Origin of the sequence: Pauljensenia hongkongensis, assembly GCF_001746855.1 — a bacterium.
In the GTDB taxonomy this organism is placed as follows: Bacteria; Actinomycetota; Actinomycetes; order Actinomycetales; family Actinomycetaceae; genus Pauljensenia; species Pauljensenia hongkongensis.
Genome location: NZ_CP017298.1, coordinates 1,217,231 through 1,241,301, shown reverse-complemented (window position 1 = coordinate 1,241,301; position 24,071 = coordinate 1,217,231). Strand labels below are relative to the sequence as shown.

19 protein-coding genes are annotated in these 24,071 nt (G+C 70.8%); 11 read left to right on the top strand and 8 right to left on the bottom strand.

Translation table 11 applies throughout. The features are described from left to right. Positions 1-185 precede the first annotated feature (185 nt). The 3 genes from clpB (at position 186) to BH719_RS05150 (ending at position 4,465) form a co-directional block, all read left to right on the top strand. Positions 186-2,798: an ATP-dependent chaperone ClpB gene (clpB, locus tag BH719_RS05160; RefSeq protein WP_009743711.1), complete on the top strand. Its 2,613-nt coding sequence runs from the start codon at positions 186-188 to the stop codon at positions 2,796-2,798. Positions 2,799-2,873: 75 nt separating this feature from the next. Further along, entirely contained in the window at positions 2,874-3,644 is a 771-nt protein-coding gene (locus tag BH719_RS05155) for a TetR/AcrR family transcriptional regulator (protein ID WP_009743710.1), read from the top strand. 8 nt (positions 3,645-3,652) lie between these two features. Beyond that, entirely contained in the window at positions 3,653-4,465 is an 813-nt protein-coding gene (locus tag BH719_RS05150; RefSeq protein ID WP_009743709.1) for a serine hydrolase domain-containing protein, read from the top strand. A 16-nt stretch (positions 4,466-4,481) separates the two neighbouring features. Here the strand turns inward: BH719_RS05150 and BH719_RS05145 are convergent, their stop codons facing one another. Both BH719_RS05145 and BH719_RS05140 read right to left on the bottom strand, forming a co-directional pair. Then, a complete protein-coding gene (locus tag BH719_RS05145; RefSeq protein WP_009743708.1) occupies positions 4,482-5,912 on the bottom strand; it encodes a L,D-transpeptidase in 1,431 nt (476 codons plus the stop codon). Between the two features lie 101 nt (positions 5,913-6,013). Beyond that, entirely contained in the window at positions 6,014-6,838 is an 825-nt protein-coding gene (locus BH719_RS05140) for an exodeoxyribonuclease III (protein ID WP_009743707.1), read from the bottom strand. Between the two features lie 95 nt (positions 6,839-6,933). Here BH719_RS05140 and BH719_RS05135 point away from each other — a divergent pair, with 95 nt between their 5' ends. Further along, positions 6,934-9,759 (top strand): choice-of-anchor M domain-containing protein, encoded by a 2,826-nt coding sequence (locus BH719_RS05135; protein ID WP_009743706.1) that lies wholly within the window; start codon positions 6,934-6,936, stop codon positions 9,757-9,759. A 39-nt stretch (positions 9,760-9,798) separates the two neighbouring features. After that, on the top strand, positions 9,799-10,662 hold the full coding sequence (locus BH719_RS05130; protein ID WP_009743705.1) for an SDR family NAD(P)-dependent oxidoreductase: 864 nt from the start codon (positions 9,799-9,801) through the stop codon (positions 10,660-10,662). 1,093 nt (positions 10,663-11,755) lie between these two features. Here the strand turns inward: BH719_RS05130 and pyrE are convergent. Continuing rightward, the gene (gene pyrE / locus BH719_RS05125) at positions 11,756-12,325 is read right to left on the bottom strand and encodes an orotate phosphoribosyltransferase (protein WP_009743703.1); all 570 of its coding nucleotides are present in this window, start codon (positions 12,323-12,325) and stop codon (positions 11,756-11,758) included. A 33-nt stretch (positions 12,326-12,358) separates the two neighbouring features. Then, positions 12,359-13,183, bottom strand: a complete 825-nt coding sequence (locus BH719_RS05120; RefSeq protein WP_034255272.1) for an HAD-IIA family hydrolase — start codon at positions 13,181-13,183, stop codon at positions 12,359-12,361. Positions 13,184-13,217: 34 nt separating this feature from the next. On the opposite strand from BH719_RS05120, the gene BH719_RS05115 reads away from it, so the two are divergent. From BH719_RS05115 to BH719_RS05100, 4 genes are all read left to right on the top strand, one after another. Beyond that, entirely contained in the window at positions 13,218-13,859 is a 642-nt protein-coding gene (locus BH719_RS05115; RefSeq protein ID WP_245683260.1) for a TrmH family RNA methyltransferase, read from the top strand. A 162-nt stretch (positions 13,860-14,021) separates the two neighbouring features. After that, positions 14,022-14,213: a hypothetical protein gene (locus tag BH719_RS05110; protein WP_009743700.1), complete on the top strand. Its 192-nt coding sequence runs from the start codon at positions 14,022-14,024 to the stop codon at positions 14,211-14,213. A gap of 103 nt (positions 14,214-14,316) precedes the next feature. Then, positions 14,317-15,345 carry a class II fructose-bisphosphate aldolase gene (fbaA, locus tag BH719_RS05105; RefSeq protein WP_009743699.1) on the top strand — a complete coding sequence of 343 codons (1,029 nt, stop codon included), beginning with the start codon at positions 14,317-14,319 and terminating at the stop codon, positions 15,343-15,345. Between the two features lie 156 nt (positions 15,346-15,501). Then, complete coding sequence (locus BH719_RS05100; protein ID WP_009743698.1) at positions 15,502-16,167, top strand: hypothetical protein; 666 nt, start codon at positions 15,502-15,504, stop codon at positions 16,165-16,167. 149 nt (positions 16,168-16,316) lie between these two features. On the opposite strand, the gene BH719_RS05095 is transcribed toward BH719_RS05100, so the two are convergent. Then, positions 16,317-17,789, bottom strand: coding sequence for a flotillin family protein (locus BH719_RS05095; RefSeq protein WP_009743697.1), 1,473 nt, complete (start codon positions 17,787-17,789; stop codon positions 16,317-16,319). Between the two features lie 427 nt (positions 17,790-18,216). Here BH719_RS05095 and BH719_RS05090 point away from each other — a divergent pair, with 427 nt between their 5' ends. Continuing rightward, a complete protein-coding gene (locus BH719_RS05090; protein WP_009743694.1) occupies positions 18,217-19,416 on the top strand; it encodes a hypothetical protein in 1,200 nt (399 codons plus the stop codon). A gap of 84 nt (positions 19,417-19,500) precedes the next feature. On the opposite strand, the gene BH719_RS05085 is transcribed toward BH719_RS05090, so the two are convergent. From BH719_RS05085 to BH719_RS05075, 3 genes are all read right to left on the bottom strand, one after another. Then, positions 19,501-20,253, bottom strand: a complete 753-nt coding sequence (locus BH719_RS05085) for a glycerophosphodiester phosphodiesterase family protein (protein ID WP_009743693.1) — start codon at positions 20,251-20,253, stop codon at positions 19,501-19,503. A gap of 62 nt (positions 20,254-20,315) precedes the next feature. Further along, positions 20,316-21,581: a DUF4032 domain-containing protein gene (locus tag BH719_RS05080; protein WP_245683259.1), complete on the bottom strand. Its 1,266-nt coding sequence runs from the start codon at positions 21,579-21,581 to the stop codon at positions 20,316-20,318. Between the two features lie 182 nt (positions 21,582-21,763). Continuing rightward, positions 21,764-22,894: an ABC transporter ATP-binding protein gene (locus tag BH719_RS05075; RefSeq protein ID WP_009743691.1), complete on the bottom strand. Its 1,131-nt coding sequence runs from the start codon at positions 22,892-22,894 to the stop codon at positions 21,764-21,766. A 235-nt stretch (positions 22,895-23,129) separates the two neighbouring features. Between BH719_RS05075 and BH719_RS10065 the strand changes: the two genes are divergently transcribed. Further along, positions 23,130-24,071, top strand: a 942-nt coding sequence (locus BH719_RS10065; protein ID WP_034255270.1) for a serine/threonine-protein kinase, incomplete at its 3' end; no start/stop codon positions are given.

The window sequence follows — 24,071 nt, the reverse complement described above, 5'->3', positions numbered from 1 at the left end:
CGCGGGTGCTCGGCGCGCCGCGCCGGGCGCCCTTCGCGCATCCGGCCAGGGGCGGGGTGTCGCCCGTGCCACTGCGGATCCGGAACTTGAGCGGAATAGGCTCAACTTTACGTTCGTTGACTTCAGCAGGACGCGCCGGAGCAGACCGGCGCACATGTGGATGCGGTGCATCCGAAGGAGACAACATGAGCACAGAGTTCACCACGAAGGCGCAGGAGGCCATCGCCTCCGCGCTCCAGTCCGCCGCCGCTGCGGGCAACCCGCAAGTGGAGCCCACCCATCTGCTCGCCGCACTCCTCGAGCAGCCCGAGGGGATCGCGGCCTCCCTGCTGGAGAAGACGGGCGCCGACCGCGCCCGGATCGGCGCGCGGACCAGGAACGCCCTGGTCGCCCTGCCCCGCACCCAGGGCGCCGCCGCGCAGCCCAGGACCTCGCGCGCCCTCATGGCAGTGGTCGCCGACGCGGGCGACCGCGCCGCGAAGGCCGGTGACCAGTACGTCTCGACCGAGCACCTCCTCATCGCGACCGCTGCCTCGGACAGCGAGGCCGGGCGCATCCTCACGGAGGGGGGCGTCGATGCCGGGGACCTGGCGGCCGCCCTGGCCCAGCTGCGCCCCGAGCCCCTGACCAGCCCCGACCCCGAGGGGTCCTTCGAAGCGCTGGCCAAGTACGGGCGCGACCTGACCGAGGTCGCCCGCGAGGGCAAACTCGATCCCGTCATCGGGCGCGACAACGAGATCCGCCGCGTCGTCCAAGTGCTGTCGCGGCGCACGAAGAACAACCCCGTCCTCATAGGGGAGCCCGGCGTCGGCAAGACCGCCGTCGTCGAGGGCCTCGCCCAGCGCATCGTCGCCGGGGACGTCCCGGAGTCCCTGCGGGGCAAGCGCCTCATCGCGCTCGACATGGCGTCGATGGTGGCCGGGGCGAAGTACCGCGGCGAGTTCGAGGAGCGGCTCAAGGCCGTCCTGGCCGAGATCCAGCGCAGCGACGGGGAGGTCATCACCTTCATCGACGAGCTGCACACCGTCGTCGGCGCGGGCGGCGGCTCCGAGGGCGCCATGGACGCGGGCAACATGCTCAAGCCCATGCTGGCACGCGGGGAGCTGCGCATGGTCGGCGCGACCACCCTGGACGAGTACCGCGAGAACATCGAGAAGGACCCCGCCCTGGAGCGCCGCTTCCAGCAGGTGTTCGTCGGCGAGCCCTCCGTGGAGGACACGGTGGCGATCCTGCGCGGCATCGCCCCCAAGTACGAGGCGCACCACAAGGTGACGATCTCCGACGGGGCGCTCGTGGCCGCCGCGCAGCTGTCGAACCGCTACATCACCGGGCGCCAGCTGCCCGACAAGGCCATCGACCTGATCGACGAGGCCGCCTCCCGCCTGCGCATGGAACTCGACTCCAGCCCCGTCGAGATCGACGAGCTGCGCCGCAGCGTCGACCGCATGAGGATGGAGGAGTCCTACCTCACCGAGTCCGACCCCGACGGGAAGGACGAGGCCACCGGCGAGCGCCTCGCGAAACTGCGCGCCGACCTGGCGGACAAGCAGGAGGAGCTCAACGCGCTCGTGAGCCGGTGGGAGGCCGAGAAGGCCGGGCACAACCGGGTCGGCGACCTGCGCGTCCAGCTGGACAACCTGCGCACGCAGCTCGACCTGGCCGTGCGCGAGGGGCGCTGGGACGAGGCGGGGCGCCTGCAGAACGGCGAGATCCCCGATGTCGAGCGCCAGATCCAGGCTGAGGAGGAGCGCGCGGCGCTCGCAGAGGCCTCGGCCGCCGCCCAGGAGCCGATGATCGCCGAGAAGGTCGGCCCCGCGGAGATCGCCGAGGTCGTCGAGGCGTGGACGGGCATCCCCACGGGGCGCCTGCTGCAGACCGAGACCGAGAAGCTGCTCCACATGGAGGCCGAGATCGGCAAGCGGCTCATCGGGCAGAAGGACGCCGTGAAAGCGGTCTCCGACGCCGTGCGGCGCTCGCGGGCGGGGATCTCCGACCCCAACAGGCCCACCGGGTCCTTCCTCTTCCTGGGCCCCACGGGCGTGGGGAAGACGGAGCTGGCCAAGTCCCTGGCAGAGTTCCTCTTCGACGACGAGCGCGCCATGATCCGGATCGACATGTCCGAGTACTCGGAGAAGCACGCGGTGGCGCGCCTGGTGGGCGCCCCTCCCGGGTACGTCGGCTACGAGCAGGGCGGTCAGCTCACTGAGGCCGTCAGGCGCCGTCCCTACTCGGTGGTCCTCCTCGACGAGGTCGAGAAGGCCCATCCTGAGATCTTCGACATTCTTTTGCAGGTGCTCGACGACGGACGGCTCACCGATGGTCAGGGCCGCACCGTCGACTTCAGGAACACGATCCTCATCCTCACCTCCAACCTCGGCTCGCAGTTCCTGGCGGATCCGGGGATGGACGCCGACCGGAGCAGGGAGGCGGTCATGGAGGCGGTGCGCGCGGCGTTCCGCCCGGAGTTCCTGAACCGTTTGGACGAGATCGTCACCTTCGACGCGCTGAGCAACGAGGACATCGGCCAGATCGTCGACCTCATGGTCGCCACAATGGCCCGCCGACTGGCCTCGCGGCGCATCTCCCTGACGGTCAGCGAACCGGCGAAGGGGTGGATCACACGGGTCGGCTACGACCCCGCCTACGGCGCGCGGCCTTTGCGCCGCCTGATCCAGCGCGAAGTAGGAGACCGACTCGCCACGTTGTTGCTTGCAGGAGGGGTCGTTGACGGGGACACTGTAACTGTAGACGTTAACGATGATCTCGACGGGCTGACCATGAATGTTGTGGAACCCTGAGAGTTCGCGTTAAGCTGGCAATAGTACGTAGTGGCAAGCCGTCCAAGGCGAAACCCGAAGATGGCAGGAGATGATATGACGGCGCAGAGGAAACCCCGCGGAGCCTACTCCGTTGGCCAGGCGACTCGCGAATCCATCCTCTCGGCGGCGATGGTGCTGATCGCGGAGCGCGGTTACAACGGGTTTTCTCTGCGGGACCTGGGGCGCAGGGTCGGGATCTCGCATCCCGCGGTCGTCTACCACTTCCCGTCGAAGGAAGCGATCCTGCGGGCGGCGATCCAGCGCCACGAGGACATGAACGCCCTTTTCAGGGTGTCCATCAACGAGGACGTGGAAGGGGGCTTCGAGGAGGGCGGCATCACCGCCGAGTCCTTCGTCGACTGGGCGGTCGGGGAAATGCGGTTCGCCATGATGCCAGAGGCGGACAACGCCATCGCCCTGGACTGCGTCCTGTGGGCCGAGGCCTCCTCGGAGTCCCATCCCGCCCACGTCCACTACAAGTACCGCACGGCCCAGATGGAGGAGGCGCTCACCTCCATGATCATCGCCTTCATCGAGGAGAGCCGCGTCGATATCGGGACCAAGCCGCGCACGCTGGCGAAGATCCTCATCCGCTACTGGTACGGGTCGGTCGTCTCGGCCCGCTACGCCGACGAGCCGATCGACGCCCGCGAGTTCGTCTCGGACTTCCTGGCGGTGTGCGTGCAACTGCTGCACCTGCCCGCGCACTACGTGCTGCGCCTGGGCGCTTCGGTGCCCGAGGAAGTGGCGGAGGTCTACGCGCGGATCCTGCGCAAGATCAGTGAGACCAACGAGATGAGCGAAGCCCCCGAGGCCACGGCGTGAGCAGCCCGGTGGACTTCCCCTTCGATGTCGCCCTCGTCCTGCGGGTCGGGGGCGACGTCGTTGCGTCGTGGGGGGACGTTTCGCGCGCCAGGCCGCTCGCCTCGGTGACGAAGCCGATCGTCGCCTGGTCCGCGCTGGTCGCCGTGTCCCAGGGCGCCCTCGCGCTCGACTCGCCCGGCGGCCCGGAGGGGGCGACCCTGCGCCACCTGCTCGCCCACGCCTCGGGGCTGCCCCTGGACTCGCGCGAGCCCGTGGCGGCCCCCGGGAAGCGGCGCATCTACTCGAACGCGGGCTTCGACGTCATCGGCGGCATGGTCGAGGAGGCGACGGGGATGCCGCTGCGGCGCTGGGTGGCCCGCTCGGTCTTCGGCCCGCTGGGCATGGCCAGCGCCGACGTCCCCGGATCGCCCGCCCACTCGGGGGTGTGCGGCGCCGCGGACCTGTCGCTCTTCGCCGCTGAGCTCACCCGCCCGTCCCTGGTCCCCGCCGACCTCGGGGCCGAGGCGGCCGCCGTCCAGTTCCCCGCCCTGGCGGGCGTCGTGCCGGGCTACGGGCGCCACTCGCCGTGCCAATGGGGCCTGGGCGTGGAGATCCGGGGGGAGAAATCGCCCCATTGGACGGCGCCCACGGCCAGCCCCGCCACCTTCGGGCACTTCGGCCAGTCCGGCTCCTTCGTGTGGGTCGACCGCGCGCGGGGGGCCAGCGCGGTCTTCCTGGGGGACCGCCCCTTCGGGCAGTGGCACAAGGACAACTGGGCGGCGCTCAACGAGCGCCTGCTCTCCATGGCCGATGGCCGCGCGGGCGGCCCCGCCGCGCGCTAGGGGCCCGCCGCATCAGTCAGTAGTGGGTGACCACCGCGGTCCCCAACTCGTCCCAGTCGTACATCCACTGCGCCTCTTCGACGGGCATGTTGATGCAGCCGTGGCTGGAGGCGTCAGACCCGATGCCGAAACGCGCCACCCACGGCGCCCCGTGCATCGCGTAGGAGCCCTCGAAGTAGGACACCCACGGGACGCCCCTCGCGCAGTAGGGCCATTCGGGCGTGCAGCCCATGTCCTGCGCCGCGTGCTTCTGGTAGACGTGGAAGGTGCCGACGACGGTCTCGTGCCCCACGCCCCCGTGGTTGATGTCCACGGGCCCGTGCACGACGGTCTGGCCCTCGTAGGCGGTCAGGGTGGAGCTCGCCAGGTTGATGTCCACCCACTTCTCTCCCTCGTGCGCGGGGTACGCGTACGACTCGTAGCCGGGCATGGCCGGCATTGTCTTGGTCGGGGCCGTGGTCTTCTTGTAGTCGAAGTCCCCCTCGTAGTCGGAGGACGACTCCAGCGCGCTGACGATCCCGGAAGTGACCTCGTCGGCGTTGTCGACCTCGAGGCCGTCCGAGCCCGGGAAGGAGCGGACCAGGACGTTGCCCTGGGGGTCGACGTTGTCGATGGCCTCCTTGGCCCCGACGTTCGTGGACTCCGCGGTCGCCTCCACCCACGCGGACACGCCCGCCCGGTCGATCGTGGGCGTTTGGAGGGCCCCGTTGCGGGCGGTGACCGACACCCACTTGAGTTTGTCCCCGACCTCGGCGGTGTACGTGTCGATGCCGTCGGTGACGCTCACTTCCGGGGAGATCAGCCGGTTGGCGGCGTCGGCGGCGGAGACGGCGTCCGCGTAGGCGATGGTCGGCTCGACGTCGGTGGCGGTGAACTCGGCGCTGGACGGCGCCAGCGTCTCGGCGAGCGCAGTCGCGGCCTCCTTCAGCGCCGCAGTGTCGATGCCCTTGCCGGCGTGGCCCCGTGTGGCGACGAACGCCCCCTGGTCCGCGTCGGGCGACACGCCCGATTCGACGGCTGCGGGGCCCGCGGCCAGCGCCAGGTCCGATCCGGTCCGGGCCAGCGCGTCCTCGTCCAGGGAGTAGACGAGGGGGGTCTGGGTCGTGTGGAAGGGCGCGGTCAGGCGCGCCATGATCGAGGCGTTGGCGGCCAGGGCCTGGTCCGCGCTCGCCTGCGCGTCGACGGTGACGCCCAGGTCCGCCAGCTGCAGCTCGGTGGTCGTCCCGGACACGGTCGCGGTGAGCACGGCCTGCGAGGCGCGGGCGTCGACGGCCTCGGCGATCTGGTCGTGGGTGAGGCCGCTGACGGAAACGCCGGCGACGGAGGCGCGGGGGAGCCCGATGTCCGCGTAGTGGGCCGCGTAGGCGGCGGCGCCCACTCCCGTCACGAGGACGAGCGCGGTGGCCGCTCCCGCGATCCACAGTGTCTTCTTCGATGGTCTGCCCATGAGATGAATCCTAGGGAACTATTTCCTGTTGCGCAGTTCCCCCGGCACCCGTATCCGGGGGGGCGGCGCCCGGGGAGGATCCCGGTGCGCTACTCCGCAGACTACCGCACGTCGAGGATCACTGGGACGTGGTCCGAGGCGCCCTTGCCCTTGCGCTCGTCACGGTCGATCCTCGCGCTGGTGATGCGGGCCTCCAGGGCGGGGGAGGCGTAGGCGAAGTCGATGCGCATCCCCTCGTTCTTGGGGAAGCGCAGTCTCTGGTAGTCCCAGTAGGTGTAGTTGGTGGTGCGGGCGCGGGTGGCCTCGATCCACCCGTCCTCCGCGAAGGCGGCGAACGCCTCGCGCTCGGGCGCGGAGACGTGGGTGGCGCCCTCGAAGGCCGCCATGTCCCACACGTCCTGGTCCTGGGGGGCGACGTTCCAGTCGCCGACCAGGGCGACCAGGGCGGCGGGGTCGGCGTCGAGCCATCCGCGCGCCTGGGCGCGCAGGGCGGCCAGCCACTCCAGTTTGTACGCGTAGTGCGGGTGGTCGAGCTCGCGCCCGTTGGGCACGTACAGGCTCCAGACGGTCAGCTCCGCCGGCGCGGGGGACCCGGGGGCGCCCTCGAGGGCGCCGGAGACGTCGATCACGACCCCCAGGGCCCGCGCCTCGACGACGGCGGGGTCGCCGAAGGCGGGCTGGCCGGGGAAGTGGTCGTGGACGCGCAGGATCGGGTGGCGCGAGGCGACGGCCACTCCGTTCCACTGGTTGAGCCCGTGGACGGCCACGTGGTAGCCGGCCTCCTCGAATGCCTCGGCGGGGAACTGCGCGGGCGTGCACTTGGTCTCCTGCATGGCGAGGACGTCGGTGCCCGAGCGCTCCAGGAAGGCGGTGGCCCGGGCGGCGCGGGCGCGGATCGAATTGACGTTCCAGGTCGCGATTCTCATGGCTCCAGGGTAGGGCTGGGCGCGCGCGGTTTGCGCGCGGGGCCCCCTATATAGATAATGATTCTCATTAACAATGTGATTGGAAAAGGCATCCCATGACACGAACCTCCCCAGCGGGGGCGATCGCCCTCGTGCTCGCCCTCGCCGCGTTGCCCCTGGCGGCCCCCCCGGCCTCGGCGGGCCCCGACCAGGACAAGGACTGGATCGTCTCCGGACAGCACGTCGACGCCCCCGTGCCCGTCTGGCACGCGGACACCAAGTCCTTCTCCCTCAACACCATCACCACGCCGATGGAGAGGACCGCCCTGTGGCTGCCCAAGGCGTGGACCGGTGACGCCGCGAGCGGTGAGGCCAAATCCCAACTCGTCATCCCCAAGGGCCGCGCGGACCTGGCCTTCCTGGGCGGGGAGGGCACCGTCCTCAACGCCGCGCCCCAGAACCCCGGCCCCGGGAACACCCCCATCTGGGCGGGCCTGGGCGCGGACGCCAGCGCCGAATGGGCCGCCCCCGACGAGTTCGACGGCGGGACCTACACCCTCGACCTCGTCAACGTCGACGGGCCCGGCCGCATGGAGATGTTCATCGACAACGGGGACTCCGTATACCGCTTCCTCTCCAGCCACGACACCGCCTACCGCAGCGTCTACAACCCCCGCCACACCCACCTGTACACGACCTTCACCCAGCCCGGGCGCTACACGGCCAACTTCATGGTCACAGCCAGGGCCGCCGACGGGACCGCGCTCTACACCTCGCCCATCACCCCCCTCGTGTGGCAGGTCGGGGGCGAGGACCCCAAGGAGGGGAGGATCAAGGACGTGCGCTCCGCCTACAGCGCGGCGCGCGCCGAGCGGTCGGACGGCTCCGACGCCCGGCCCTCCCTCACCCTGGCCCCCTACGCCGGGCGCGAGCACCCCGGAGACGAGCACCTCACCGAGATGTCCTTCTCCACGGGCGATCCCTCCGACACCGGACGCGTGTGGCTCACCGTCAACGGCTACTTCCTCACGGAACTGCCCGTCGAGGGGGGCGCGGCGACGGCGCGCGAGCTCCTCGGCAACGCCGACGCGAGCGTCCAGGCCGTCTACATCCCCGACGAGGCGGGGGCGGCGGCCCGCTGGATCTCCGCGCCCCAGGCATACTCCCAGCGCGACCAGCAGGCCGTCACGGTGACCGACGGCGCCGCGCAGATCGCCCCCGAGGACAATCCCGACCCCTCCCCCGTGTGGAACCCCGCCTCGATCGACGTCGTGGACGGCGCGGTCTCCGTCCGGTACACGCGCGCGGAGGGGGCCAAGGCCCACACGGTGGCCATCCGCGCCCGCGACCCGCAGCTCCGCGCCGCCTACAAGATCGAGTTCTTCGAGGAGAAGGGCGACTTCACGCCCTGGTGCGCCGTCGAGGGCACCCTGGGCGCCGGGGGCGCGGACGTCAAGGAGCAGGACCTGGGGGTCTGCAAGGACCAGCCCATGTACATGCGGGTCACCCTGCGCCCCCACCCCAGGTCCAACGCGACCCTCACCTCCGCCGGCGTCGAGGACCTCACGGTCTCTGACGAGTTCGGCACCGAGGTGTCGCTGAAACTGCGCGGGGCGCCCGAACCCGCACCGTCCCCGTCCCCGCAGCCCACGGCCGCCCCGGATCCGGCGCCCACGGCGGCGCCGTCCCCATCGCCATCGCCATCGCCATCGCCATCGCCGCAGCCCACCCCGGCCCCGGATCCGGCGCCCACGGCGCCGCCGACCGCGCCCCCTGTCCCGGCCCCGGATCCCGCGCCCTCGGATCTGCTCACCGTCCCCGTCACCCTCTCACGGGGGCACCTCGACCTGCGCGTCACCCAGGGCGCCGACGGGAACGGGATGCCTTCCTACGCGATGGCCGTCAAGGACGACACCCGGACCGCCGCGCGCGCCTCGGTGCTGCGCTCGCTGCCCTCCGTGACGCTGGCCGTCCACCCCAACGCCTACTACGTGCGCCCCCAGTCGCTGTCCGACCCCGGCTACGACGTGCTCGGCGCCGTCGGCGCGGGCTCCTACGTGCTGCCGCAGACCCAGAACTCCGACATCGTCTGGCCCGGGTTCTCCACCGAGGGCGTCGACTACACGGGCCTGCCCGACGGGGTGGACATCGGCGTGCGCCTGCTCGACGGCCCGGCGGGCGCCTACGCGGCGTTCTTCCAGAGCGGATCGCTAGGAGGGAAGCCGACCGTCCACTTCGACTCGCGCGACCCGTCGAAGTCGGCCATCCACACCACCTCGTCCACCCACATGCACGGGAACTGGGTGTTCTCCGCCCCGGGCACCTACCACATCGCAGTGGGGGCCTCCAGCGGGGGCAGGGTCCTGGCCGCCCCGCAGGCGCTGACCGTCACCGTCGAGGGGACCAGGCGCCCCGGTGGCGCCACACCCTCCCCGGCGCCCCCGCTGCCCGCCCCCACCGTGCCGGGCGCTCCGCCCTCGCAGGACGACCGGGCCCGCCCGGGGACACCGCCCTCGCAGGACGACCGGGCCCCGCGTGCGCAGGAGCCCTCCGGCGGGCAGGGGAGCGGGGCGGGGGGCACAGCCCCGGTGAAATCAGGGATCAAGCCCGCTTCCTCCACCACCCGGCGGGTCTCCCGCGCCGCCTCAGCCCCTGCAGCCGCGCGGCGGACGGCTGCGACGGGCGCAGCAGGCGCCACGGGGGCCCAGTCGGGCGCCCAATCGGGGGCGCAGTCGGGAGTGGACGGCCCCCAGAGCGGCGTGGACGCCGCGCACGCGAGTAGCGGATCCGGTTCCAATCCGGGCGGACCCGCAGCCGCGGCCGCAGCCGTGGGCCACGGCGGTGGCGGCTCGTGGAGCCCGTACTGGCTGCTGCTCCTCATGATCCCCGCCGCCCTGGCCGGGGGAGGGGCCGCCCACCTGATCGGACGCGCCCGCCGGTAGCGCGCTGGCGCAACGGCTCCGGTGGCCTATCGTGGTCCCATGGGAACAGCGCTGGTCACCGGAGCCACTTCCGGTCTCGGGGAGGAATTCTGCTGGCAACTCGCCGCCGGGGGGCACGACCTGGTGCTCGTCGCCCGCCGGGAGCAGGTCCTGGAGGCGCTCGCCGACAAACTCCGCAATGTCGCCGGGGTCGGCGCCCAGGTCATCGCCGCCGACCTGTCGACGCCCGAGGGGGTGGCCGCGGTGTCCCGGCGCCTCGACGTCGGGGGTCAGGACGGCCCGTGTGGAACGGACGGGGATCCAGGCGGCGCGCGTGGAACAGAGGGCGCCTGCCGTGGAACACGCGGGAGCGCGGGTGGAACCGGGGAAGGGCCGGAGCGGCCGGTGGACCTGCTGGTCAACAACGCGGGCTTCGGGCTGGGCAGGGCCTTCGTCGATAACTCCGTCGCCAACGAGGAGCGCGGACTCGATGTCATGGTCCGCGCCGTCATGGTCCTCAGCCACCACGCGGCGCGCTCGATGAGGAGCCGTGGGCGGGGGGCCGTCCTCAACATCGGGTCGGTCGCCTCGCGCACGGGCGGCGGGACCTACTCCGCGCACAAGGCGTGGGTGGTGGCCTTCACCGAGGGGCTCTCCGAGGAACTGGCGGGCACCGGCGTGAGCGCCACCGTCGTGTGCCCCGGCCCCGTCGCGACCAGTTTCTTCGCGAACGCGGGCATCGACCTGGGCGGGCGCCTGGCGGTTGCGACCCCCGAGAGGGTCGTCGCCGACGCGCTCCAGGCAGTGCGCGCCGGGCGCGTCCAAACCACCCCGACACTCACCTACAAGGCCGCGATGGCCGCCATGAAAGTGGCCCCCCGGGCGCTCGTCCTGCGCGCCATGCGCTTCCTGCCGCACATGTGAGCGCCGACGGCCCACCCGGGGGCGCTGCCCGTCAGACCCAGGGACCACGCGGTCGCGGGGGCAGCAGTGGCGGGCCACCGCGTCGGGGTCCAGGGCGCCGCCAGGGACCACGCGGGCGGGGGCAGCAGGCTCACGGAGGTGTCGTGCGCGCCCTTCCCGCAGGGAACCCGTTCGCCCCCCGAGGCGCTGCGCTTCGTGCCGAATATGTTTGAGGAAGCCGGAGGACCCGCTCGCGCGCGGCGGGCCCGTTGCGGCCTTCGCCGTCGCGGTGATGTGGTGGGTCGCCGTCCGGCTGTCGTAATGGTCCAAAATGCGTCTGGGTTTCGCCGTGTTTCGGCGGCGCGGGGGCGAGGTGTTCCATTTTGCGTCTGAGTTCGACGGTTTCGGGCCGATTCCCGCGATTTTGCCTAGACTCAGACGCATTTTGGAACAGCCACCCGGGAATCCCCCGGAAAGGCCCGAAACCCAGACGCATTTTGGACCACCCGGGGGGCACCGCCGCCCCCTTCGCCCCCCAGGTGGGAGTGCTGGCGCTGGCAGGTGCGCCGCCGCCCGTTGGCGCGCCTCCCCCCGGTCCCAATGGCGCTGGCGGGGGCAGGGGCGCCGCCGCGGACCTTCGCCCTCCGAGGCTCAGGCGCGTTGCGGGCTGCCCACCTGGGAGCCCCCAAGGGTGTGTATCCAAAAGTGTGCGGGCGCGGGGCAGGCGCGGTTCCCTGGAAACCCAGCCGTTCCTTTCCCCGAGGTTCCGCCCCTCGTCCCTCCTTGGCGCCCTTCCCTCCCCGGTGTCGCACACAAGGGCGGGAATAAGCAAACACCGCGCGGCACACAACGGCGGAATCAAGCCCTTGTGTGCGACAACGTGTTGCGTAAATCCGGCCCTTGTGTGCGTAACAGGGAGCAGTGGGCGAAAAGGAGACCGCACTCGTATGACAATAAACTGGTGGGCCGCTCCGCACGAGGAGCGGCCCACCGGTCCGCAGAACCAGGTCCTGGTATCCCGAACAGATTGGGGGGGCGGACGTCCCGCGCGGGGCGGTGGAGCCGTCCCGGATCCTGGGCGGACGTCCCGCGCGGGCCCGCAACCGGCCGGGCGTCAGGCCAGGCCGATGTCGCCCAGGCCCAGCGCGTAGAAGTAGGGGAGGCCTTCGGCCCTGATGCGCTCCGCCGCCCCGGTCGCCCGGTCGACGACCACGGCGACGGCGACGACCTCCGCGCCCGCCTCGCGCAGCGCCAGGGCGGCCTCCAGCGGCGATCCGCCCGTCGTCGAGGTGTCCTCCAGGACGACCACGCGGCGCCCAGTGACATCGGGGCCCTCGATGCGGCGCCTCATGCCGTGGTCCTTCGCGGCCTTGCGCACCACGAAGGCGTCCAGATCCAGGCCCCGCGAGGCCGCGGCGTGCAGCATCGCAGCGGCGACCGGATCCGCGCCCATCGTCAGGCCGCCCACGGCCCCGTAGTCCTCGCCCACGGAGAAGCCGGACTCCTCCAGCAGGTCCAGCATGACGTGCCCGATCAGGGGCGCCGCCTCGTGGTGCAGCGTGGCGCGGCGCATGTCCACGTAGAAGTCGGATTCGCGGCCGGACGCCAGCGTGACCTTCTCGTGGACGACGGACAGTCCGCGGACCAGGGCGGCCAGGCGCGCCTTGTGGGAGTCGTTGGTCATGGTGTCTCCAAATCGTGCGGGGGCGCTCGGGGCTCAGCCGATGGCCGCGCCCACCAGTTCGATGAGCTCGCCGATGCCCTCGTGGATGCCGAAGGGGCGGTACGGGTAGTTCTCGATCTCGTCGACCGAGGTCGAGCCGGACAGGACCAGGTGGGTGCGCAGGCCCGCCTCGACGCCCGCGCGGATGTCGGTGTCCATGCGGTCCCCCACCATGGCCGCGTGCTCGGAGTGGGCGCCGATCGTGTTCAGGCCCGCGCGGATCATCACGGGGTTGGGCTTGCCCACGAAATACGGCTTTTTGCCGGTGGCCGCGGTGATCATCGCGGCGATCGAGCCGCACGCGGGCAGGGTGCCCTCGTCGGAGGGGCCGGAGACGTCGGGGTTGGTGGCGATGAACTTCGCTCCCCCCTCGATGAGGCGGATCGCCCGGGTCAGGGCGTGGAAGTCGTAGGAGCGGACCTCGCCGAGCACCACGTACTCGGGGTCTGTCTCGGTCATGACGTAGCCCGCGGAGTGGATCGCGGTCGTCAGCCCGGCCTCGCCGATGACGTAGGCGGTGGAGTTCGGGGACTGCTGCTGCAGGAACGCGGCGGTCGCGTTCGCGCTGGTCCAGATGTTGTCCTCGGGGATGTCGAGGCCCGAGTGGGCGAGGCGGGCGGACAGGTCCCGGTTGGTGAACACGGAGTTGTTGGTGAGGACCAGGAACGGGTAGCCCTTGGAGCGCAGCGCGTCGAGGAACTGCGAGGCCCCGGGCAGGGCGCGCTCCTCCTTGACCAGGACGCCGTCCATGTCGGACAGCCATGCCGACACGGGAGGGAGGTCGGTCAGGGGCTTGGTGTGGTTCGCTGATGCGGTCATACTCCAAGTGTAGGCGGGCGCTAGTGTGGTGGGGATGAACGACAGGGAAAACGAGGGGCAAGTCGCAGGCCCTGCGACCAGGGGAGTCCCCCCGTGGCCGGGAGGCCCCGGGCAGTGGCCCGAAGGGGCGCGCTACGACCCGCGCCTGCTGGCCGAAGGCGATAGCCGCAATGTCGAGGACCGTTACCGGTACTGGACGATGGAGGCGATCCGCGCGGACGTGGCCTCGCGGGCGCTCCCCTTCGAGGTGGCCGTCGAGAACCTGGGGCACGACTTCAACATCGGTTCGATAGTGCGCACGGCGAACGCCCTGGGGGCGCGCCGCGTCCACATCGTGGGGCGGAGGAGGTGGAACCGGCGCGGGGCGATGGTGACCGACCGGTACATCGAAGTCGGCCATATGGAGGGGGCGGGGGCGCTGGCCGGGCACTGCCGCCGCGAGGGCCTGGCGCTGGTCGGCTTCGACAACGTCCCCGGCTCCGTGCCCCTGGAGGGCCTCGCCCTGCCCGCGTCCGCGTGCCTGCTCTTCGGCGAGGAGTCCGGGGGGCTGAGCGAGGGGGCGCTCGCCGCCTGCGCGGCGGTCGTCGCGATCACGCAGCGCGGATCGACGCGCTCGATGAACGTCGGCCACGCCGCGGCCATCGCCATGTGGGCGTGGTGCTCCCAGCACGGTTGAGGCGAAGCCGCCGGACCAACGCTGACCGGATGGTTAGAGGAGGTGGTACTATGGTCGCAGGCCCAGAACGACCACGAGGAATCTCGTTCCGGCAGGGGCTGACCGATGTGAATGGGATTCCGCAATGCCGCGCCCCGGGGCGCGGCGCCGCGAAGGAGGACCATGACTGCGCGCGTACCACAGCACCTCCCGCCGGGGGCGTCCCAGAACGCCCCGCTCGGCGCCGCCGTCGCGTGCCTTCTGGCGGTCGTCGTCGTGCTCGGCGGCCTGCTCGCGTGGGGGCTGGCCTCCGGTGGTCGGCTGGCGCCCGCTCCGGCCACGGCGGTCGTCGAGACGGCGTCCTCGTCCGAGTAGTGCCCAGCTCGGTGCCACTGGGACTTCCATCCTCGCGTGACGGGGCCCATGTGTGACACAATTGGCTACGACAGATCTGTCGCTTTGATTAGGAGGCTATACCGTGCCTATCGCAACCCCCGAGGTTTACGCCGAGATGCTGAATCGCGCGAAGGAAGGCAAGTTCGCCTACCCCGCGATCAACGTGACCTCTTCCCAGACCGTGACCGCCGCCCTGCAGGGCTTCGCCGAGGCCGAGTCCGACGGCATCATCCAGGTGTCCGTCGGCGGCGCCGAGTACGGCTCCGGCTCGACCATCAAGAACCGCGTCACCGGGTCCCTCGCCCTGGCCGCCTACGCCTACGAGGTCGCCAAGAACTACGGCATCACCGTCGCCCTGCACACCGACCACTGCGCCAAGCAGAACATCGACTCCTGGGTGCGCCCGCTGCTGGAGATCGAGGCCGGCCAGGTCGCCGAGGGCAAGCTCCCCACCTTCCAGTCCCATATGTGGGACGGCTCGGCCGTGCCCCTCGACGAGAACCTCGAGATCGCCAAGGAGATGCTGGCCCTGTCCGTCAAGGCCAACACGATCCTGGAGATCGAGATCGGCGTCGTCGGCGGCGAGGAGGACGGCGTCGTCGGAGCGATCAACGAGAAGCTCTACACCACCACCGAGGACGCCCTCAAGACCGTCGAGGCCCTGGGCCTGGGCGAGAACGGCCGCTACCTGACCGCCCTCACCTTCGGCAACGTCCACGGCGTGTACAAGCCCGGCCACGTCAAGCTGCGCCCCGAGATCCTGGGCACCATCCAGGAGGAGGTCGCCGCGAAGGTCGGTTGGAAGAACAACCGCCCCTTCGACCTCGTCATGCACGGCGGCTCCGGCTCCACCGCGGACGAGATCGCCCTGGCCGTCGCCAACGGCGTCATCAAGATGAACGTCGACACCGACACGCAGTACGCCTTCACGCGCCCCGTGGTCGACCACATGATGCGCCACTACGACGGCGTCCTCAAGATCGACGGCGAGGTCGGCGTCAAGAAGCAGTACGACCCCCGCTCCTGGGGCAAGGCCGCCGAGGCCGGCATGGCCGCCCGCGTTGTCGAGGCCTGCCAGCGCCTGGGCTCCGTCGGCACCCAGATGCGCTGAAACACCTCAGCCCTCCCAGCGCGCACGGCCGTGCCGGGAGGGCTCGGGGCCCATCGGGGCGCGCTTCCCCGGTGGGCCCTTCCCATACCGGCGCCCCGGCGCGCCGATCCCATGACAACATCCGCGCAAGCGGAGACAACCAAGGAGCTGATCCCAATGAAACGCGCACTCGCCGCCATCGGTGCCATTGCCATCGTCCTCGTCGCACTCGGGGGGTGTGCGGCTCCGCGGGCCAAGAAGCCGGTGTTGTATTTGTATCCGGAGCGGGTTGTGTCGTTGGGTGTGGGGTTGTCGTATGACGGTGTGGTGTCGGATTCGTATCCGGTGGCTGTGGGGGGTGTGGGCGCTGATGGGAGGGCGCTGGCGTCGTGGAGTGTGACGGCTGGGCCTGATGGGGTGCTGCGCGATGGGGGCGGGAGGGCGTACCCGTATTTGTTCTGGGAGGGGCCCACTCGCGCGGATTTGTCCCAGGGGTCGGGTTTCGTGGTGGCCAGGGACGATGTGGTGGGCTTCTTGGAGGAGAAGTTGGCGCTGCTGGGGCTCGATGAGAGGGAGGCGGCTGATTTCATCACGTACTGGGCGCCGCGGATGCGGGTCAATGAGTACACGCTGGTGTCCTTCGACTCGGGCGCCTACCGGGACGCGGCGCGCTACACCTTCACCGCTGATGACGGGTCGGTGGTGGAGCCGGACACGTTCATCCGGGTGTTCATGACGATCAGTGCGGCCAGCGCCTCCGCGGTGGTGCCCGAGCAGGAGCTCGTCCCCGCGCCCGCGCGCACCGGCTTCACCGCCGTCGAATGGGGCGGCGCCGAACTATGAGCCCGCAACCGTGAACAGCGGCGCCCGCGGCCCCGGTGAGAGGGACGCGGGCACTGCTGGCGTTGCGGCAGGCCCGAGAAGGGGCCGCGGGCCCGGCTCCCGCAGTGGCGGGCCGGGCGGAGTGGCCTCCGTCGGGCGGGCCGGCCCGCTCAGGCGCTCGGCGACGGATCCTGGGGCTCCGCCGCCCCGCGCACGCCCTCCTCCACCGCGTCGGCGATAGTGGGCGAGACCAGTTTCGCGCCCACGAGGGCCGAGAACAGTTGCTGGAGGTTCAAGCCCAGCGAATCACCCAGGCCGGCGTTGATCTGGGTGATCGACTTCGTGATGTCGCCGACCATGTGGGCGCTGTTCCCCTCACCGTACATCGTGATCGAGTCGACGTTGGCCAGGGGCTCGGCGACCGCGCGGGCCACCTCGGGGAGCGCCCGGAAGTACATCTCGAGGACCGCGGCCTGGTTCATCTTCGTCATCGCCACCGCCTTCTTCTCCAGGCCCTCGGCCTCGGCAGTGAGCTTCGCCCCGATGGCGGCCGCCTCAGCGCGTCCCCGCGCCTCGATGCCCTGGGCCTCGGCCAGCATCGCCTGCTTGTCGGCGTCGGCCTTCTTCGTGCGCTCGAATGCCTCGGCCTCGGCGTCGCGCTGGCGCGTGTACAGGGCGGCGTCCGCTTTCTTCTCCGCGGCGTAGCGGTCGGCGTCCGCCTTCGCGTTCACCTCCGCCTGCAGGGCCTGGCGGGCGACCACGACCTCCTTCTCCTTGATGACGGCCTGCTGCTCCTGCTTGACGATGTCGGCTTGGGCGGTCTCCCGCTCGATGTCGCGGCGCTGGATCTGGGACTGGATCTCGTAGGCGGCGTCCGCCTTCGCCTTCTCCGTGTCCGCCTCGACTTTCAGCGCGGCCTGGCGTTTGGCCAGGTCCGTCTGCTTCTGGGCGATCTCCAGCTGGGACGCGACCTGGGCGTCGTTCGCCTCCTTCTCGGCTACGGCGGTCGCCTGCGCGACCTCCTTCTGGGCGTTCGCTTTCGCGATGGCCGCGGTTTTGCGGATCTGCTCCGTGTTGTCGATGCCCAGGTTGTCGATGACCCCGTTCTGGTCCATCACGTTCTGGATGTTGAAGGCGACGATCTCCAGGCCCATCTCCTCCAGGTCGAGCTTCGCGTTCTCCTGGACGCGCTCGGAGAAGGCGGCGCGGTCCGTGATGATGTCCGTGAGCCTCATCTGCCCGATGATGGCGCGTAGGTGCCCCTCCAAGGTGTCGCGGACCTCCTCGGAGATCTCGCGCGTCTCCTTGTACAGGAAGTTGCGCGTGGCGGCGCGGAAGAGCGTGGGGTCGTCGGTCGCGATCCGGACTTTGACGGCGGCGTCGACGCGGACGTTGATGTAATCGTTCGTGGGGACGAAGTCCGTTGTCTGGGCATCGACCGAGATCATCGACGCGGTCATGGAATCGACCCGCTCCAACAGGGGGACCTTCCACCCCGTCTTCCCGTGCAGGACCCTCTGGCCGCGGGGCCCGGAGATCACCTTTATCTCGCCGGGGGAGGCGGAGACGAAGCTCGCCCACAGGAACAGGGCGACCAGGACGACACCGCCGATGACGAGCGCTGCGATCAATGGAATTGACATGGCGTATTGCTTTCATTTCGGGATGCGGCGCTCGTGCGTTGAGCGCCGCGCAACGGAGTAACATATCAGAACAGGACGCGCGCCACAATGATTGCTCAGAATGCTCGGTTCGTGTGACCGGTGCTCGGGGAGCACCGATGAAGAAGGCCCTGGTCGTCATCGGAGCGCTTGCGCTGGTGGGCTCCGCGGATGCGGGTCAATGAGTGCGCGCTGGTGTCCTTCGACTCGGGCGCGTACCGGCACGCGGACCGCCCGGCCCCGGATTATTCGTCTGACATTAGTTTCATGGTCCGAATCTTTCAGAAACTGTCCCACCTTGTGTCGGATTTGGTCCGCGCAAGTAGTCGCCAACCATGGGCGCCATGCGCCACAATAGGATCAACCGCGGCGCGATGAGGGCGCCGCAACAGCGAAAGGGATAGGCGCCATGACCCAGGAATGGACGCGCGTGGAAGGCATGATAATCGGCGACGAGCTGGATCCCAACGCCGTCCGCGAGGAGTTGCACGAACGCGGAGTGCTCGCCCAACTCGAATGGTTCGCCTCGACCCCGCACATGCTCAGTCTTACGGTCGCCACCGATGGGGAGCGCATCGCCACCGTCCCGGCAGGCTCCGAGCAGGTCGAGGCCGGCCCCGCCCTCGAAGAGCTCGCCGAGGACATCGCAGGCCTCTTCAAGGCAGAGGTGCGCATCGGCTCCGTCACCGCGGACCACCTTCCCCAGGGCGACTCCCCCCTGGGCCGCGCCGCCTCGGACGACGGGGCCCCCAGCGCCGATGGAGAAGGGGCGCCGACCCGCATCGTCGAGATAGGACGCACACCCGCCTCCTCCGTCCCGCTGCTCGCCGCCCTGGAGGGCGTCGACCTGGGCGACCTCGAACTCGACGACGGCCACCGCGCCCTCCTGGCCGAGCTCCCCCACGGGAAGGAGGGGTGGAACTTCGGGGAGCTCCCCCTGGTCACCCTCTCCGTGTCCGACTCTGAGTTCCAGGTCCTGCTGGTCACCGACGACCACATCGAGCACATCGTCAGCCACAACTGGGGCATGGAGACGGTGATCGTCCCCGGTGCCCGCGCCAAGGCCTCAGAACTGCCGGACGAGGTCATCGACCTGGTCGGCGACCGCCCCGACCTGGAGGCCATCGCGGCGGCCGTCCCCGGCGCCGACCCGGTTGCGCTGTGGGCCACCGCCACCACGCGCGGCGAGGAGTCCGTGTGGAAGGTCGTCAAGGCGCTCGGCCTGCCCGCCGGGGTCGCCGGATTCCTCCTGGGGGCCACCGAGGCCTCCGAGGTCGAGGGCGTCACCGTGCACTTGGCGCGCGGCATCTCCAACGCGATCGGGCGCAGCGTCGACATCATGCTCGGCGAGCCCGAATCCGCTGTGAAACCGCTGTGGAACTCCTACGAGTCCGTCGCCGTCCAGCGCCCCTGGCTGATCCACGCCGCCGTCGGCGCGGAAGCCATTATCGGCACGGGCCTGGTCGTGACGGCGGCCCGCGCCTCGTCACCGCGCTCCGGGTGGACCCGGTTCGCGGGCGTCGTCGGCGCCCTCATGCTGGTCGACTCCATCGCGGAGCTCTCCCTGGCCAAGCACGTCGCCAAGCGCTACCTGCGCCGCCAGGGCTGAGCGGGGCCCTCCCGGCCCCAGCACATGACCGCCCCGGGCCAGCCCCGGGGCGGTCGGCGCGCCCGGGGTGGTGGGCGGCGCCGGTCAGAGGCGCGCCAGGGCGTCGGCCGGGAAGTCCTGCGGGACGTCCGTGAATACGCCGGTCACGCCCCACTGGGCCAGCCGCTGGGCGCACTCGACGTCGTTGACGGTCCAGACGTTGACGTCGAAGCCCGCTGCGCGCATGCCCGCGACCTCCGCCTCGGTCAGCCCCTCAAGCGGAGGGTGCACTGCCGCGCAACCCAGTGCCTCGGCGCCCCCGCGCCACGAGGAGGGGCCCTGGCCGCGCTCGACGAGCCAGCCGAGGGCCACGTCGGGGCGCGCCTCGTGGAACGCGGCCAGCAGGTCGTGGTCGAAGGAGGACACGACGAAGTGCGCGGGGTCAGCCGCGGCGCCGACGGCGACGGCCAGTGCCTCGACGAGGCGCTCCCGCAGGAGCGGATTCCGGCGGCAGGGCTTGACCTCCAGGTGCATGCCCATTTGCGCGGTGTTGCCGAACTCGATCGCGTCAGCGGCCTCTGGGACGCGTTCGAAACGGTACGTGCTGGAGAACCAGCGCCCCGCGTCCAGTTTGCGGATGTCTGAGAAGGCGAGGCCGTCGTAGCGGCCCGAGCCGGTCGTCGTCCGGTCCAGCGTGTCGTCGTGCATGACGATCAGGGAGCCGTCGCCGATGGCGCCCACGTCGAACTCGAACCAGCGCGCGCCCACCTCCATCGCCTTGGCGAAGGCGGCGATCGTGTTCTCGGGGGCCAGGGACTTCGCGCCGCGGTGGGCGATGATGCGGGGCAGTGGCGTCATGGTTCCTCCAGGTCGTTTTGCCGGGCGCACCCATTGTGCGCCATCGGGTGCCGACGGCGCGGTCACCACAGGTCGGGGTTGGACGCCGCCGAGGCCGGGGCGTCGGCCTCTCCGGGGTCGAGCAGCACCGCCTCGTCGGGCTTGCCCGGCAGGACCGTGTCGATGTACGAGCGGATCACCTCGTCGCGGGGGAGGTCGTGGCCCGCCTGCTGCGCCAGGTACCAGCGGTGCTCGAGGAACTCGTGGTAGATCTGCGCGGGCTCGAGCTTCGCCGCCAGGGCAGGGGGGACCGCCGTGACGACCGGGGTGAACTCGTCGGTGAGCCACTCGTGGGCGGCCAGCTCGATGGGCATGGCGGTGCGTCCAGTCGTGGCCCGCCACGAGTCGATGTCCGCCAGAAGGCGCCTGGCCTGGTTCTCGCCGACGTCCATGCCGGTGAGGCGCATGAGTTTGCGGTGGTGGTGGCCCGCGTCGACGACCTTCGGCTGGATGCTGAGGTGCTCGCCCGAGGCGTCGGAGGCCATCCGCAGCTCGGCGACGTCGAAACCCAGGTCGTTGAGGCGGCGGATGCGTTCGGAGACCTTGTAGCGCCGCTGGCCCCGGCTGATGGTCTCCTCCCCGGTGAGCTCGTTCCACAGGAGGTTGTACTGCCCGCAGATCCGGTCCCCGATCTCGATGGGGTCGGCGTCGTCGGGGAAGTAGCCGCCGGCCTGCAGGTCCATGAGCTCGCCGATGATGTTCGTGCGGGCGAGGTCGACGTCGTACTCGCGCTGCCCATCGGTCAGCCGCGGGTGGAGCTCGCCGGTCTCCGCGTCCACCAGGTACGCGGAGAAGGCGCCCGCGTCGCGGCGGAACAGCGTGTTGGACAAGGACACGTCGCCCCAGTAGAAGCCCAGCAGATGCAGCCGCACCAGCAGCAGGGCCAGCGCGTCGATGAGGCGCGCGGCGGTGTCGGGGCGCATCCTCAACGAGAAGAGCGCGCGGTAGGGCAGGGAGAAGGTGAGGTGCTCGGTCACCAGTGCCGCGTTGAGCTCCTCGCCGGTCGGCGACTTGCGGCCGGTGACCACGGCCGTGGGGATCACGGACGGGGCGTTCAGGCGCGCCAAGTCGCGCAGTATGTCGTACTCGTGGTGGGCGACGGAGGGACCGATCTCCTTGACCGCCAGGATCCGGCCCGACAGGTTGACGAAGCGCACGATGTGGCGCGAGATGCCGCGCGGCAGGGCGGCCAGGATGGAGTCGGGCCATTCCTGGAGGGGGGTGTCCCACGGGAGGTCGAGGAGGGCGGGGTCGACGTTCGCCGCCGTGATCTCCATAGTTTCAGGCATGCCCGTATTGTCGCACTGGGCGGTGGCCCGGGTAAAACGTCCTGCGGGCCGCGGACGGGGTCGCGGCGAACACCACAACGGCGGGCAGCGGCACGGCGGCCCCCGCGCCGCACGGAGAAGGGCCCCGGCCCCGCTGTCCGCAGGGCCGGGACCCGACTCCCGTCAGCTCCCTCCGGTGCCGCTCACTCCGGCAGGCGCTCGCCGGTGGAGGCGGAGAAGTTGTGCTGCTGGCCCTTGCGGATGCGCACGTGGACGACGCCGCCGCGATCCGGAGCGGTGCGCGGGGGGACGCGGACGATCAGCTGCTTGCCGGTGCCCTCGGCCCCGGAGCCCAGGCTCTCGTCTTCCTCGGCGCCGGCCAGGTGGCCGTAGACGTAGGCGTCGGAGCCGAGCTCCTCGACGAAGTCCACCTCGACGGGGATGGTGCCCTCGGTGCCCTCGGGGACGACGTCCAGGCCCTCGGGGCGGAAGCCGATCTTGATCTTCCCGCCGTCCTCGTCGGTCAGCGCGGCGCGTGTCGCCTTGGACAGGGGGACGCGGGCGGGGCCGAGCTTGGCCCACTCGCCGTCCACCGTGAAGGTGCCCAGGTTCATGGCGGGGGAGCCGATGAAGCCGGCGACGAACTCGTTGGCGGGGCGCTCGTACATCTCCTGCGGCGTGCCGACCTGCTGGAGGAGGCCGCCGGCGAGGACGGCGATGCGGTCGCCCATCGTCAGCGCCTCGGTCTGGTCGTGGGTGACGTAGACCGTGGTGACGCCGAGCTCGCGCTGCAACGAGGCGATCTGCGTGCGGGTCTGCACCCGCAGCTTCGCGTCCAGGTTGGACAGGGGCTCGTCCATGAGGAAGACCTGGGGCTTGCGCACGATGGCGCGGCCCATGGCGACGCGCTGGCGCTGGCCGCCGGACAGGGCCTTGGGCTTGCGGTCCAGGTAGGGCTCCAGGTCGAGGATCCTAGCGGCCTCCTCGACGCGCTTGTTGATCTCGTCCTTGGGGGTGCCGGCGATCTTCAGGGCGAATCCCATGTTCTCGCGCACCGACATGTGCGGGTAGAGCGCGTAGTTCTGGAAGACCATCGCGATGTCGCGGTTCTTCGGGGGGACGTCCGTGACGTCCTTGTCGCCGATGAGGATGCGGCCCGAGTTCACGTCCTCCAGGCCCGCGAGCATGCGCAGGGACGTGGACTTGCCGCAGCCGGAGGGGCCGACCAGGACGAGGAACTCCCCGTCCTTGATCTCGAGGTCGAGCTGGTCGACGGCGGGCTTGTCAGAACCCGGGTAGACGCGGGTTGCCTTGTCGAAGGTGACGGTTGCCATATGCGATTCCTTCCCACCGGCAGGTACGTGCCGGACGATCCGTTGTGGGTGTCCGTGGAGCGTCTTCGCCCACGCGGCTCCGCCCCCGGACCGTTCCGGGGATGTCGCCACTGAGAAAATACCATGCGGTGCGGTGGCGTGTACAGGGGGTGTTCCCGCCGGGTCGGTCCGGCCGCCGCCGGGGAGCGGACGGTGATTCGCTGGAAACGTGTGGCGCCCCTTGTAATCTGGACGGGTGGAAGAAGGAGAGGACCTCGGCGGATACCGTTTGATCCGCAGGCTCGGCACAGGGGGCGCGGGCACCGTGTGGCTGGCGGAGGACGGCGGCGGCACTGCCGTCGCCCTCAAAGCGCTGCACCCGGCCCTGGCCTCCTCCGACGCGGCGCGCACCCGCCTGCGCCGCGAGACGCGGACGGTCAACGCCGTGCGGAGCCCGTTCGTCGCGCACATCGTCGACGCGGAGACCGACGCCTCGCAGCCCTTCGTCGTCTCGGAGTACGTCGCGGGCCCCACCCTGGCCGAGGTCGTCCAATCGGGTCCGGTCCCCATGAGGGGAGTCGCGGCGCTGTCCTACCACTTGGCATCGACGATCGCCGCCGTCCACCAGGCGGACGTCATCCACCGCGATATCAAGCCCTCCAACATCATCTGCTCCCAGCGCGGGCCCGTCCTCATCGACTTCGGCATCGCCATGGGCGCCGAGGACGAGCACCTGACCAGCACCGGCCTCGTCTCGGGGACCGCCGGCTACACGGCTCCCGAACTGCTCGCGGGGCGCCCGCCGAGCCGCCACAGCGACTGGTGGGCGTGGTGCGCGACCCTGCTGTCCTGCGCCACGGGCAGGCCCCCTTTCGGCAGCGGGGACATGAAGGCCACCATCCTGCGCGTCATGCAGGGCGAGCCGGATCTGGCGGGCTTGAGCCCGCGGATCGCTGCCGCCCTGGGCGCGGGCCTGGGAACCGAGCCGGAAGGGCGGCCCTCGCCCTCCCTGGTCGTCGCGGACCTCATGGGCGCCGTGGGGTGGGCGCCCGGCGAGCTCGACTACGTGAGCGTCAACTGGGCGGAACTGCTCAACACAGGGGAGCGCACGGTCCCGCTGTCCTCGGACCCACAGGAGATCGCGGCGCCCCCCCAATGGGACGAGGGGTCCGCCCGCCCGCCCGTCGGCGCGGCGCGG

Coding starts and splice junctions, on each gene's coding strand:
- clpB (WP_009743711.1), top strand. CDS start 186: ATGAGCACAGAGTTCACCACGAAGGCGCAGGAGGCCATCGCCTCCGCG.
- BH719_RS05155 (WP_009743710.1), top strand. CDS start 2,874: ATGACGGCGCAGAGGAAACCCCGCGGAGCCTACTCCGTTGGCCAGGCG.
- BH719_RS05145 (WP_009743708.1), bottom strand. CDS start 5,912: ATGGGCAGACCATCGAAGAAGACACTGTGGATCGCGGGAGCGGCCACC.
- BH719_RS05140 (WP_009743707.1), bottom strand. CDS start 6,838: ATGAGAATCGCGACCTGGAACGTCAATTCGATCCGCGCCCGCGCCGCC.
- BH719_RS05135 (WP_009743706.1), top strand. CDS start 6,934: ATGACACGAACCTCCCCAGCGGGGGCGATCGCCCTCGTGCTCGCCCTC.
- BH719_RS05130 (WP_009743705.1), top strand. CDS start 9,799: ATGGGAACAGCGCTGGTCACCGGAGCCACTTCCGGTCTCGGGGAGGAA.
- pyrE (WP_009743703.1), bottom strand. CDS start 12,325: ATGACCAACGACTCCCACAAGGCGCGCCTGGCCGCCCTGGTCCGCGGA.
- BH719_RS05120 (WP_034255272.1), bottom strand. CDS start 13,183: ATGACCGCATCAGCGAACCACACCAAGCCCCTGACCGACCTCCCTCCC.
- BH719_RS05115 (WP_245683260.1), top strand. CDS start 13,218: ATGAACGACAGGGAAAACGAGGGGCAAGTCGCAGGCCCTGCGACCAGG.
- BH719_RS05110 (WP_009743700.1), top strand. CDS start 14,022: ATGACTGCGCGCGTACCACAGCACCTCCCGCCGGGGGCGTCCCAGAAC.
- BH719_RS05100 (WP_009743698.1), top strand. CDS start 15,502: ATGAAACGCGCACTCGCCGCCATCGGTGCCATTGCCATCGTCCTCGTC.
- BH719_RS05095 (WP_009743697.1), bottom strand. CDS start 17,789: ATGTCAATTCCATTGATCGCAGCGCTCGTCATCGGCGGTGTCGTCCTG.
- BH719_RS05090 (WP_009743694.1), top strand. CDS start 18,217: ATGACCCAGGAATGGACGCGCGTGGAAGGCATGATAATCGGCGACGAG.
- BH719_RS05085 (WP_009743693.1), bottom strand. CDS start 20,253: ATGACGCCACTGCCCCGCATCATCGCCCACCGCGGCGCGAAGTCCCTG.
- BH719_RS05080 (WP_245683259.1), bottom strand. CDS start 21,581: ATGCCTGAAACTATGGAGATCACGGCGGCGAACGTCGACCCCGCCCTC.
- BH719_RS05075 (WP_009743691.1), bottom strand. CDS start 22,894: ATGGCAACCGTCACCTTCGACAAGGCAACCCGCGTCTACCCGGGTTCT.